Annotated in this window: 9 protein-coding genes and 1 other annotated feature (1 of these 10 cut by a window edge); all 9 genes read right to left on the bottom strand. The window is 38.2% G+C overall.

What is annotated here, in order from left to right:
* Positions 1-12: 12 nt before the first annotated feature.
* Positions 13-3,186 (bottom strand): carbamoyl-phosphate synthase large subunit, encoded by a 3,174-nt coding sequence (gene carB / locus KQI21_RS04040; RefSeq protein WP_216482758.1) that lies wholly within the window; start codon positions 3,184-3,186, stop codon positions 13-15.
* On the bottom strand, positions 3,179-4,273 hold the full coding sequence (gene carA / locus KQI21_RS04035) for a glutamine-hydrolyzing carbamoyl-phosphate synthase small subunit (protein ID WP_216482757.1): 1,095 nt from the start codon (positions 4,271-4,273) through the stop codon (positions 3,179-3,181). The genes carB and carA overlap by 8 nt, the downstream gene beginning before the upstream one ends.
* A complete protein-coding gene (gene pyrC / locus KQI21_RS04030) occupies positions 4,270-5,550 on the bottom strand; it encodes a dihydroorotase (RefSeq protein ID WP_216482756.1) in 1,281 nt (426 codons plus the stop codon). Before pyrC ends, carA begins: the two co-directional genes overlap by 4 nt.
* Positions 5,489-6,430 carry an aspartate carbamoyltransferase catalytic subunit gene (locus KQI21_RS04025; RefSeq protein ID WP_216482755.1) on the bottom strand — a complete coding sequence of 314 codons (942 nt, stop codon included), beginning with the start codon at positions 6,428-6,430 and terminating at the stop codon, positions 5,489-5,491. Before KQI21_RS04025 ends, pyrC begins: the two co-directional genes overlap by 62 nt.
* A 12-nt stretch (positions 6,431-6,442) precedes the next feature.
* Entirely contained in the window at positions 6,443-6,727 is a 285-nt protein-coding gene (locus tag KQI21_RS04020; protein ID WP_216482754.1) for a hypothetical protein, read from the bottom strand.
* A gap of 367 nt (positions 6,728-7,094) precedes the next feature.
* Positions 7,095-7,640 carry a bifunctional pyr operon transcriptional regulator/uracil phosphoribosyltransferase PyrR gene (gene pyrR, locus KQI21_RS04015; protein WP_216482753.1) on the bottom strand — a complete coding sequence of 182 codons (546 nt, stop codon included), beginning with the start codon at positions 7,638-7,640 and terminating at the stop codon, positions 7,095-7,097.
* 338 nt (positions 7,641-7,978) lie between these two features.
* Complete coding sequence (locus KQI21_RS04010) at positions 7,979-8,890, bottom strand: RluA family pseudouridine synthase (RefSeq protein ID WP_216482752.1); 912 nt, start codon at positions 8,888-8,890, stop codon at positions 7,979-7,981.
* Positions 8,887-9,417: a signal peptidase II gene (gene lspA, locus KQI21_RS04005; RefSeq protein WP_281250294.1), complete on the bottom strand. Its 531-nt coding sequence runs from the start codon at positions 9,415-9,417 to the stop codon at positions 8,887-8,889. Before lspA ends, KQI21_RS04010 begins: the two co-directional genes overlap by 4 nt.
* A gap of 578 nt (positions 9,418-9,995) precedes the next feature.
* A complete protein-coding gene (gene ileS, locus KQI21_RS04000) occupies positions 9,996-12,752 on the bottom strand; it encodes an isoleucine--tRNA ligase (protein ID WP_216482751.1) in 2,757 nt (918 codons plus the stop codon).
* A 144-nt stretch (positions 12,753-12,896) separates the two neighbouring features.
* Positions 12,897-12,961: a binding site (T-box leader), on the bottom strand; it runs 153 nt beyond the window's last position.

Raw genomic sequence — 12,961 nt, 5'->3', positions numbered from 1 at the left:
CCTCTTTATGTTTTATTGTCTTGCTTGAAACGTCATGGAATCAATCATATGCAATATGGCATTAGCAGTATCCAGATTCGTTAAACAAGCAATTCCATGCTCCACTGACTCTCTGCGAATACGGAAACCATCGGAACGTGGTCTTTTTCCAGATGTTAACGTATTAATAACGTATTGTACTTCACCATTTTCAATTACAGAAAGCACATTAGGTTCTTCTGCGCCAATTTTTTTCACTTTGATAACTGGAATATTCGCTTGACTAATAAAATCAGCAGTCCCTTCCGTGGCATATAACTGAAAGCCTAATTGATGAAATCGTAAGGCAATATCCAGCATTTCCCCTTTATCCTTATCAGCTACCGTTAATAGCACTGACCCTTGCTGGGGCAGTTTTAATCCTGATGCAATTAGCCCTTTATATAACGCCTTTTCTAACGTCTTGTCATAACCGATCGCCTCACCGGTTGATTTCATTTCTGGGCCTAAAATGGTGTCTACACTGCGGAGCTTTTCAAAGGAAAACACCGGCACTTTAACCGATACTTGATCTTCTTCTGGTAAAATACCTGTTTGATACCCCATTGGTGCGAGCTTCTCACCTAAAATACATTTTGTCGCTAAATTTGCCATGGTTACTCCGGTAATTTTACTTAAAAAAGGTATTGTCCGGCTTGCCCGAGGATTAACCTCTAAGACGTAGACTTGTTCCTCACTGACAATAAATTGAATATTGATTAGTCCTTTTACTTTTAATCCTTGAGAAAGACGGATTGCTGCGTGTAGGCATTGTTCTTTTACCTGTTTACTTATTCGTTGCGGAGGATAGACAGCCATCGAATCTCCCGAATGGACTCCGGCTCGTTCAATATGCTCCATGATTCCAGGAATAATGACAGTTTCTCCATCACTTATTGCATCGATTTCTACTTCCATACCCGTAATATATTTATCAATGAGAATCGGATGTGTATCATTTACATGTTCCGTTTTTGCGAGATATGCCATTAGTTCCATTTCATTGTAAACTATTTCCATTCTAGCTCCACCAATAACATATGATGGACGTACCAGCACCGGATACCCGATTGCTTCAGCAACTTCTTTAGCATTATCCATCTGCATTACCGTTTTTCCTTGTGGCCGTAGCAACTGTAAATCATCAACTAGCAGTTCAAATTTGTCTCGATCCTCTGCCTGATCAATCGCTTCTAGACTAGTACCAAGTATGGTTACCCCACGACGTTCTAAACCTGCAGCCAGATTAATTGCCGTTTGTCCGCCAAATTGAACGATTACTCCTTCTGGCTGTTCCAAATGAATGACATGCATAACATCTTCTAATGTGATTGGCTCAAAATACAACTTATCTGAAATGCTAAAATCAGTAGAAACCGTTTCAGGATTATTATTTATAATAATTGCTTCATAGCCTATTTCCTTAATTGCGAACACAGAATGAACCGTTGCATAATCAAATTCGATTCCTTGACCAATGCGAATAGGACCTGATCCTAAAATGAGCACTTTCCTTCGTTCTGACCGTACGGATTCATTTTCCTCTTCGTAAGTGCTATAAAAATATGGCGTTTCAGAAGCGAATTCTGCTGCACATGTATCTACCATTTTATAAACAGGTAAGATCTGGTGCTCTTGCCTTAGGAGATAAATTGCATCTTCGGTTTTTTTCCATAATCTTGCAATATGTTTATCCGAAAACCCTCGTATTTTTGCTTCTTTCAATAAATCAAGTGAATCTACATTTTTTTCCAGCGTTTTTTCTAATTCAATCCGTTTATTTATTTTATATAAGAAAAAACGATCTATTTTGGTTATTTGAAAAATTTCTTCCATGGTTATCCCACGGCGTAACCCTTCAGCAATGACAAAGATTCGTTCATCATCTGCTTTTTTCATGCGCTGTTTGAGTGTTCCTTTATCAATATCGACTAGATTTTCTAACCATAAATCATCCATTCCTATATCCAATGAACGAATCCCTTTCAGTAATGATTCTTCAAAATTACGGCCGATTGCCATCACTTCACCAGTTGCTTTCATTTGTGTTCCAAGGTACCGATCACCTGAAGTAAATTTATCAAATGGAAAACGTGGTATTTTTGTAACAACATAATCAAGTGCAGGCTCAAAACATGCATATGACTTTCCTGTAATTGGATTCGTTATTTCATCAAGCGTTAAGCCTACTGCAATTTTGGCAGCCATTTTAGCTATTGGATATCCGGTTGCCTTTGAAGCAAGAGCTGATGATCTGCTTACACGAGGATTTACCTCAATGATATAATACTGGAAGCTATCGGGATCAAGAGCTAGCTGAACATTGCATCCACCTTCAATTTTTAATGCCCGGATAATTTTCAACGATGCATTACGTAACAACTGATACTCCCGGTCACTTAATGTTTGTGAAGGAGCAACTACGATGGAATCACCAGTATGTATTCCGACTGGATCTATATTTTCCATATTGCAAACGACAATCACCTGATCGTTTTTGTCTCGCATTACTTCATATTCAATCTCTTTAAAACCGGCAATATTTTTTTCGATTAAACATTGATGGACGGGAGAAAGTGTTAAACCATTCCGGGCAGTCGCAATTAACTCTTCTTCCGTATTACACATCCCACCTCCTGTTCCACCAAGTGTGTAGGCTGGTCGAACAATGACTGGGTAGCCGATTTCATCAGCAAATAAACAAGCTTCCTCTACCGTATGAACAATTTGACTTGCAGGAACAGGTTCGTTCAATTCATTCATCAAGTCCCTGAACTTTTCACGATCTTCTGCTTGTTGAATAGCTTCCAATGTCGTTCCTAACAATGTAACATTGTATTCTTCGAGTATCCCGGTCTTGTCTAACGCAACGGCTAAATTAAGCCCGGTTTGCCCGCCGAGTGTAGGTAAAATCGCATCTGGCTTGTCGATACGGATAATTTTTGTTAAAAATTCCACTGTTAATGGTTCCATATATACTTTATCAGCTATGGTATGATCAGTCATGATGGTTGCGGGATTCGAATTTGCCAATAATACAGTATATCCTTCTTCTTTCAATGCTTGACAAGCTTGAGTTCCGGAGTAGTCAAACTCTGCAGCTTGGCCAATAACAATCGGACCTGAACCAATAACAAGAATTTTAGAAATGGCATCGTTTTTAGGCATAAACTTCTCCCCCTTTATTTACAGCTTGGATAAGTTCCAAAAATGTATCAAATAAATAACTGGTATCTTCAGGTCCAGGTGAACTTTCCGGATGATATTGCACAGAAAAAGCTGGATAAACCGTATGTCTCATTCCTTCCACAGTTCCATCATTCAGTGCAACATGCGTAAGCTCTAACTTCGTCTCTGTTAACGATTGTTTTGTAATTGCATAACTATGGTTTTGCGACGTAATATACGTTTTATCCGCTTTTATATCCTTTACTGGATGATTCGATCCACGATGACCAAACTTCAGCTTTTCTGTATCGGCGCCGCAAGCTAATCCTAAAAGTTGATGACCAAGACAAATTCCAAAAATGGGGATTTTACCAAGAACTTGCTTGACCATTTCAATCGTTTCGGGAACATGTTTCGGATTTCCCGGTCCATTCGTTAACAATAACCCGTCTGCTTTTAACCGTAAAATCTGATCCGCATTATAATTATATGGTACAACGGTAATATGGCAATTTCGTTTGGTTAACTCCCGCAAAATACCATGCTTCATACCACAATCAACAACGACAACTCGTTTTCCTCTCCCGGGAACAACATATGGCTTTAGTGTAGAGGTTTTCTTTACCTGATCAATGGGAAGCTTTGTCACTTGTAACTGTTTAACTATTTGTTCCGCATCTTCGGAAAGATCTGTAATTTTCGCTTTCATTGTTCCATAGTTACGGATGATTTTCGTTAATTTTCTCGTGTCAATTCCAGAAATTCCAGGGATATCATTTGCTTTTAAATAACTGTGTAATGTTTCTTCACTACGAAAGTTAGACGGATAATCGGCGACTTCCTTGACGATAAATCCATGAATAAACGGGGTGACTGTTTCCTTATCATCCCGATTTATCCCATAATTCCCACAAAGCGGATATGTCATCATAACAATTTGCCCACAATAAGAAGGATCCGTAATAATTTCCTGATAGCCCGTCATTCCTGTGTTAAACACGATTTCTCCAGTTGTTTTCCGTTCACTTCCAAAACCTTCACCAATAAATACGGTGCCATCTTCTAAAACCAATTGACGTTTGTTCATCTTAGCTCCTCCCTATATGCTATGTTGCCTGCTGCGATCGTTAATACTGGAATTCCTTGTACCTTCCATCCATCAAACGGCGTATTTTTTCCTTTAGAGTATAGGTTTTGTTTATCGATTTTTTCCGTTTTTTCTAAATCAATGACGGTTACATCTGCACTACAGCCTTCTTTTAGACGACCATAGGGTAAATTAAAAACGTTTGCCGGATTTATAGTTAACCAATTAATTAATTGCCGTAGACTTACTTTTTTAGTTAAGATAAGCTTCGTATAAAGCAGGGAAAAAGTATGCTCTAAACCAACAATTCCAAAAGGGGATCGTAACATACCTTGCTGTTTTTCTTCTACCGCATGTGGCGCATGGTCGGTTGCAATAAAATCGATCGTTCCATCTAATAATCCATCTAATAAAGCCGCTTGATCTTCTTTTGCCCGTAATGGCGGATTCATTTTATAGTTTGCGTCGTCTGTCGAAATAGCTTCCTCATTTAACAGTAAGTGATGTGGGGTGACCTCAGCGGTAACATGAATTCCGGCTTTTTTCGCATTGCGGATTACTCGAACAGACTCTTTGGTACTAACATGACAAACATGATAGTGACAGCCCGTTGCCTCAGCTAGTAAAACATCTCTAGCAATTTGCACCGATTCACTTACCGAAGGAATGCCTGGTAGCTTGAGTCGCTTGCTAACTTCTCCATCGTGAATCACTCCCCCATAGACAAGGGAATTATCTTCACAATGAGCAACAATCGCTTTATGATTCGCTTTAGCCAGTTTCATAGCTTCAAACATCATATGTGCTGATTGAATACCGATACCATCATCTGTGAATGCGAATATACCTTGATTCGCTAATGCACTTATATCTGTTAATTGATCGCCACATAACTGCTTCGTAATCGAAGCATATGGTAAAACACGGATAACCGCATCCTGCTTAATCTTTTCCTGTAATGCTTGAATTTTAGCGACATTATCAGGTACTGGATTTGTATTTGGCATCGTACAAACAGTAGTATATCCTCCTCGTGCTGCTGCTTTTGTACCGGTTTTAATCGTTTCCTTATGTTCACCGCCAGGTTCTCGTAAATGGACATGAACATCGATAAATCCGGGTACTGCTAACTTCCCACTTCCATCAATTATTTCATCAGCCGCTTCATCAATTTCTCCATCAATTCTTTTAAACTTTCCATCTTCTATAAGAATGTCACGAACAACTAACTCCCCTGTAGTTAATAGGCTGTTGACGTTTTTCAACAATTGCTTCATCGATAATCCCCCACTCTTGTAATAATTTCACAATAATTGCCATACGAACATAAACACCATTGTTCATCTGTTTAAAAATTCTCGAACGTTCACACTCTACTAAATCTGTATCAATTTCTACATTGCGATTAACTGGGGCTGGATGTAGTACTATTGCATGAGGCTTCATTGCTTTTTCACGTCTTTTTGTTAATCCAAATTGCTGTAAATACGATTTTTGTATATATGCTGTTTCATGCCTTTCATGCTGAATACGGAGAAGCATGAGGACATCACTAATTTGTACTGCTTGATCTATGGAAATGTATGGAAAATCAAGTGATTTATCCTGCCAGCCATTCGCTGCAGTTAAATAAACATTAGCTCCTAGTTTTTGTAAAGTATATGCGTTTGATTTAGCTACACGACTATGCGAAATATCTCCGGCAATCACAATATTAAGACCTTTAAATTGTTGATACTCTTGATAGATCGTTAATATATCAAGTAAACACTGTGTTGGATGTTCTTTTTTGCCAGCGCCCGCATTAATAATTGGAAGCGAAAAATGATTTCCTATTTCTTCTATCCAATTGTCGTCACAGTGGCGAATTACTAATAAGTTAGCTCCAATTGCTTCAAATGTTTTGGCTGTGTCGTACAATGATTCTCCTTTTTGTGTACTGGAATGTTCGACATTAAAGTCTAATACATCCATCCCCAGTCTACGTTCAGCTACGGCAAAGCTCATTTTTGTACGTGTGCTTGGTTCAAAGAATAAATTAGCTGCAAAAAGCTGTTTTTTTAAAGTCAGCTGCTCCTTACGATAATGCTCTGCCATCTGTAATAAATGAATGATTTCTTCTTCATTCCATTCATTAAGAGAAATAAAGTGTCGCATAGCTTGCCCTCCTTATACCTTTTCTATCAAGTGAAACTGCATTCCATGTTGATTTTCCTTTATCCCTATGGATAGAAGTAGAATAAAGGCGAAAATCTCCAGTGTCCTTGAAAAACCCCGATGTGTCGCTGACGTAGCTTTCCTTGTCCTTGAAAAATCGCGATGTATCGCTGTCGTGGTTGTTTCTTGTCCTTGAAAAAGAAGTACACTTTTTCTGCGTGCGATGTATCGCTGTCGTGGTTGTTTCTTGTCCTGTCGCCCGAACGAATCGAACATGTCGGTGCCGGTATCTTCCACTTAGATCTGCGTGCTCTCTATCCCTCTTGAGGCAGGGCTTACAGACCTTACGGGAGAAAAAGCAACTTAGCTAGCACTACCCTTTGCCTTAAACGATTCGCTACTTTTCAAAAAAAGATATCCACCATGAAGCAGATATAATATCTGATTAGAAAAACTTGGCTTGTCGCCAAGTCTTTATGGCGAAAGCTATCGTTTTTCTTATACTAAAAACCATAAAGTTTTATATTTTCCTATAGTACAAGTAAAAAACCTCTTTGCAAAAGGTCGCAAAGAGGTAAACGTGGGCTAAGCACACGCATATCTTTTCAACCTTTCAGATCTCTCGTACCTGATTAAAGGTTTATTCGTATTTTATTTTAACCGCCTATTTTTCATAAATGCTTACCCTATCTTCGGTATTATCAACTTCTTTTAGTTTTACCATAATAATTTCTTTTTCAGATGTTGGAATATTTTTTCCTACGTAATCTGCACGAATCGGCAATTCGCGATGCCCTCTATCTACAAGTACTCCCAATTGAATCTGTGCAGGTCTGCCAAGATCCATAACTGCATCCATCGCAGCACGAACCGTTCGTCCTGTATATAGAACATCATCTAGCAATACTACTTTTTTTCCATTTATATCTGTTGGAATATTTGTCGCTTTTAGATCCGGCTCTTCATTTTCCGTCACTTTGTCTAAATCATCACGATATAAGGTAATATCTAACTCACCCACGGGAACATCAATATTTTCAATTTTGTTTATTTTCTCTTGTAGTCGCTTTGTTATCGGTACACCCCGTGTTTTTATGCCAACAAGAACTAAATCGTCGCCGCCTTTGTTCTTTTCCAGTATTTCATGAGCAATTCTTGTTAACGCGCGATTAATTGCTGCTTTATCTAAGAGATCTGCTTTTTTCTTCATTTGTCCCACCGTCCTATCCATCTAATTAAATTAACATTTATAAATCAAATAGCGATAAATATTGCTCCTATTCCAATCTAAAAACGGATATAGCTTCCCAGATATGTTAGAAAAACTTGGCTTGTCGCCAAGTCTTTATGGCGAAATCGATAGTTTTTCTTATACTATAAAGCCTAAAGTTTTATACTTTCCTATAGTGCAAAAAATCCTTTTTTCCATGAGGAAAAAAGGATTAGATTTTACCATATCATTCCGCAACCTTTTTAGCCTCGCTGGACTAATATTAAAGGAACATATTGTATTTATCTGTTTTATTATGACAAATCCTTGATCGTTTGTCAATACATTTTACGAATGTAAGCAATGATTTCTTGAAAATATTTTGGTAAATCTACGACAAAATGTAACTTTTCATTTGTTGTCGGATGATAAAAGCTTAGTTCTTTAGCATGCAATACTTGCCCGTTTGCGTTCAATGTTTTTCTCGGTCCATACTTAGGATCTCCTACAACCGGATAGCCAATATATTTCATATGAACACGAATTTGGTGAGTTCTGCCTGTTTCTAGCTGGCATTCAATATGCGTGAAATCCGGATAGCTTTCGATCACACGAAAATGAGTAACTGCTCGTTTTCCATTTTCTACTACAGCCATTTTCTGTCTCTCTTTTGGATCTCTGCCAATTGGTGCATCAATCATCCCATTTTCATGAGGGATTTGTCCATGTACAATCGCTTGATAGGTTCGTTTCATTGTTTTATTAGACAATTGGTCAGCTAAATGAATATGTGCTTCATCATGTTTGGCAACAACTAATAAACCACTCGTGTCTTTATCAATTCGGTGCACAATTCCCGGTCGCTCTTTTCCATTGATTTGCGATAATTTTTGACAATGATAAAGCAGTGCATTTACTAATGTACCTTGCTGATGACCAACAGATGGATGAACGACCATTCCCTTTGGTTTATTAACAACTAGGATATCATTGTCTTCGTAGACGATATCCAATTCAATTGCTTGGGGAATTAACTCTAATGGCTCAACTTTGGGGATCTTCCATTGGATCACATCCCCTTGTTGACATTTATAATTTGCTTTCACCAGGTCATCATTCACAGTAACAAGTTTGTCCGCTATCCACGCTTGTACTTTTGAACGGGATGCTTCTTTATTCAAATCAGCTAACAGTTTATCGATTCGGCTTTGATGTTGTTCTTCTGATACGATATGTTCATTTACTGTCATGATTGTACTTTTCCCTTCTTTCGTTCATCGATAAACATGGCAATAATAAGAAGAAACACTCCGACAACTAAACCGGAATCAGCTATATTGAAAATTGGAAAATCATAGCCAATAATAATGAAGTCAAAAAAATCTACAACTTCTTTCCGAAATAGCCGGTCAATAAAGTTACCAATAGCTCCTCCTAATACCAAGCTTAAAGCGAGTGCTAAAAGCTTACTTTCCTTTGCATAGGTTTGCATATAGTAAACAACGCCAATAATAACGATCACGGTGACAATATAAAAAAACATCATTTGCCCTTGCAATATTCCCCACGCTGCTCCTGTATTTCGGTGGGACGTTATGTAAAAAAATCCATCAATGATGGTACGTTGTTCCCCGAGCTCCATTGTTTTCACAATCACCCATTTTGTGGCTTGGTCTACTACGATAATAAGTAGTGCGATGACATAATACCAATACATTACTTTTCCTCCGAACTTTTGTGATCTGTCTTTTTTATGGTAACCGTTACGAGTAAAAATAGCAATAATTTTCACATAAAGTGAAACTTCATTCAGTAGGAGTTTTCTTCCATCTCCTACTGAATGTTAGTTGAACAAATCGGGCATTTAGGTGCCGTTTTCTCCCACTTAGACCCTGTTGTATCAACTCTGGTCTTGAAGTGGGAGTCTTACGGCATCTTACATGCGGGATAAACTAAGATCCAATCCGTGAGGTCTTAGTACTTTATTCTTTATGTATGGATAATAATTAAGAAAAAAGCACGCAACTAAAAACAAATCAGTGAGAACAAAAGCAAGAAGCACTCGGTTAGCGACGTACAAACTAGTGAGCTTCTAACGAGACAAAGAAAACATGCCTCTAAAACAGGGGTATGCCGACGGTGGGCGGCAAGCCCGCTTTTAGTCGGCCTTCCTTTAGATTCGAGACGATGTTGACTTATCGTAGGAAGGAGGTCGAAGTTTGCTAGTCGCTCGAGCGCTTAAGCTAGACGACGAAGTCTTTTTCAAAAAAGTTATCCACCATGTAGAAACGAATTTAGGTTCCCAGACACTCAAAAAGGTTAAATTCCCTGGTCCGGAATTTAACCTTTTTATCATTAAGCGAGATTATTCTCCTTGACGATCGTTGCACAACGAGAGCAAAGCGTTGGATGTTCACTCACTTCTCCAACTGTATGAGAAGCTACCCAACAACGTTCACATTTTTCACCAGAATGTTTGTTTACACGAACGTCAACATACGTATATTTTTTCCCGTCATCAAGTTTTTGAACCAAATCTACTTCAGAAACAATTAAATATTGATGAAGGTCATCAATAGTTTCCAATACCTGTTTCGTTTGTCCATCTTTTGGCATAATGATAAGCTTTGCTTCAAGCGATTTTCCAATTACCTTTTCATTTCTCGCTTCTTCTAACGCTTTTAATACATCGTCACGTACAAGCATAAAATGATCCCATTTCTCTGCAATCTCTTGAAAATCCGGCATTTCCTCAGGGGCGGGTATATCTGTTAATTGAACACTTTCTACTTCAGTTTCAGGAATGTATTCCCATACTTCATCTGCTGTATGCGGAATAATCGGTGTCAGCAATTTAACAAGCGTGGTCAAAATTTCATAGTAACCCGTTTGAATACTACGTCTACGCTTATTATCAGTAGCCTCTATATAAAGGATATCCTTTGCAAAATCCAAATAAAATGAACTTAAATCTACCGCACAGAAATTATGAATTTGATGAAAAACAGGAGAGAACTCATAAGTTTCATAGCTGTTTCTTACATCTGTTACTACCTTCTTAAAGCGATGCAGCATATATTTATCTACTTCCTCTAACTCCGCATATGGAATGCGATCGGTAGATGGATTAAAATCTCCAAGATTAGCTAGCATAAACCGAATCGTATTACGAATTTTACGATATGCTTCAGAGATTTGTTTCAAAATATCATCAGAAATACGTACATCCGCTTGATAGTCAACCGATGAAACCCAAAGCCGTAAAATATCTGCACCAAGCTGCTTTTGAACTTTTGCAGGCTGAATTATATTTCCTAATGACTTACTCATTTTTCGTCCTTCGCCATCCAACGCAAAACCGTGACTGATAACTGTTTTATAAGGTGCTTTTCCAGTTACTGCAACAGCGGTAGACAACGAAGAATTAAACCAGCCGCGATATTGATCACTTCCCTCCAAGTAAATATCTGCAGGGCGAAAATGATCTTCTCTACCCATTAAAACAGCCTCATGTGATGACCCTGAATCAAACCAAACGTCCATTATATCTGTCTCTTTTGTGAAAATACCATTTGGACTGTGCTCCGATGTAAAACCTTCCGGCAATAAATCTTTTGCATCCCATTCAAACCAAATATTAGATCCATGCTCCCTGAAAAGATTTGAAATATGGGTAATCGTCTCATCTGTAATCATTGGTGTTTGATCTTCAGCATAAATTACTGGAATTGGTACGCCCCATGTACGTTGACGTGAGATACACCAATCCTCACGATCACGAACCATATTGTATAAACGAGTTTCTCCCCATTGCGGATACCAATTAATCTTTTTGATTTCATCCAAAATCGTTTGCCGGAAATCTTTAATAGAGGCAAACCATTGAGCAGTTGCCCGGAAAATAGTCGGCTTTTTCGTCCGCCAATCATGCGGATAGGAATGAGTAATAAATTGTAGTTTTAGTAAAGCACCGACTTCTTCCAGTTTTTCTGTTATTACTTTATTTGCTTTATCATAGAATAATCCTGTAAATTCTGGCGCTTCCTCGGTAAATACACCTTTTTCATCAACTGGACATAAAGCTTCAATTCCATATTGTTTTGCTACATAGAAATCATCTTCCCCATGACCAGGAGCTGTATGAACACAACCAGTACCGGCATCTGTTGTAACATGATTACCTAACATCACAAGTGAATCACGATCATAGAATGGATGTCTTGCAACGATGCGATCCGCCTTTTCACCACGGAACATTTTAACAATTTGATAATCCTTCCATTCTAATTCTTCCGCTACCATTTCTAATAATGCTTGGCCAACGACGTATTTTTCACCATGAACAGCTACTACTACATACTCTAATTCCGGATGTAAACAAATACCTAAGTTAGCAGGTATAGTCCAAGGAGTTGTTGTCCAAATAACAATTTTATCGCCAGTTTCCAGTAATCCCCTGCCATCTGTTACTTCAAAAGCAACATAAATAGATGGGGATCGTTTATCATAATATTCAATTTCTGCTTCCGCAAGGGCTGATTCTGAAGAAGGAGACCAATACACCGGTTTTAAGCCTTTATATATATATCCCTTTTTCGCCATTTCTCCAAAAACTTTTATTTGTGCCGCTTCATAATCTTTTGTTAACGTAATATACGGGTTATCCCAATCGCCACGAATCCCTAGCTTTTTAAACTGATCACGTTGATTATCAACCTGTTCCAGTGCATATTCTGCACATAACTTACGAAATTCCGCAACACTCATTTCTTTACGGTTAATTTTTTTCTTCTTTGTTAAAGCTGTTTCAATTGGTAATCCGTGCGTATCCCAACCAGGTACATAAGGTACATAATACCCCGTCATTGATTTATAACGAGTAATAAAATCCTTTAATATTTTGTTAAGCGCATGACCAATATGCAAATCACCATTTGCATAAGGAGGCCCATCATGCAAAATAAAAGCTGGGCGACCTTTTGTCCGCTCTAAGCTTTTTTGGTATAAATTTTTCTCTTCCCATTCCGCTTGACGAATTGGTTCTTTATTAGGTAAATTACCTCGCATAGGGAATGCAGTTTTTGGCATTAATAACGTATTTTTATAATCCATCTTGTTTCCTCCTTAAACTATCTATCGAAAAAGGCTTCCATTGTAAAGCCCTTCATCCAGTTTAATAATTTTTTATACCGGCTTTTAACGCAGGAAATTTCTAGTTTTTATTATCTTAACGTACAAAAAAGCCTTCCCCATCCCAAAAGGGACGAGAAGACTCGCGGTACCACCCTTATAAATATGGTTCGCCTCCATATTCACTCGAT

This window comes from Virgibacillus proomii (genome assembly GCF_018916875.1).
Classification (GTDB): Bacteria; Bacillota; Bacilli; order Bacillales; family Amphibacillaceae; genus Virgibacillus; species Virgibacillus proomii_B.
The sequence above is the reverse complement of the archived record's forward strand: the minus strand, read 5'-3'. Positions and strand labels throughout refer to the sequence as shown.

Bases quoted from the DNA above. Each gene is read 5' to 3' on its own strand.
- carB (WP_216482758.1), bottom strand. From the start codon at position 3,186: ATGCCTAAAAACGATGCCATTTCTAAAATTCTTGTTATTGGTTCAGGT.
- carA (WP_216482757.1), bottom strand. From the start codon at position 4,273: ATGAACAAACGTCAATTGGTTTTAGAAGATGGCACCGTATTTATTGGT.
- pyrC (WP_216482756.1), bottom strand. From the start codon at position 5,550: ATGAAGCAATTGTTGAAAAACGTCAACAGCCTATTAACTACAGGGGAG.
- KQI21_RS04025 (WP_216482755.1), bottom strand. From the start codon at position 6,430: ATGCGACACTTTATTTCTCTTAATGAATGGAATGAAGAAGAAATCATT.
- pyrR (WP_216482753.1), bottom strand. From the start codon at position 7,640: ATGAAGAAAAAAGCAGATCTCTTAGATAAAGCAGCAATTAATCGCGCG.
- KQI21_RS04010 (WP_216482752.1), bottom strand. From the start codon at position 8,890: ATGACAGTAAATGAACATATCGTATCAGAAGAACAACATCAAAGCCGA.
- ileS (WP_216482751.1), bottom strand. From the start codon at position 12,752: ATGGATTATAAAAATACGTTATTAATGCCAAAAACTGCATTCCCTATG.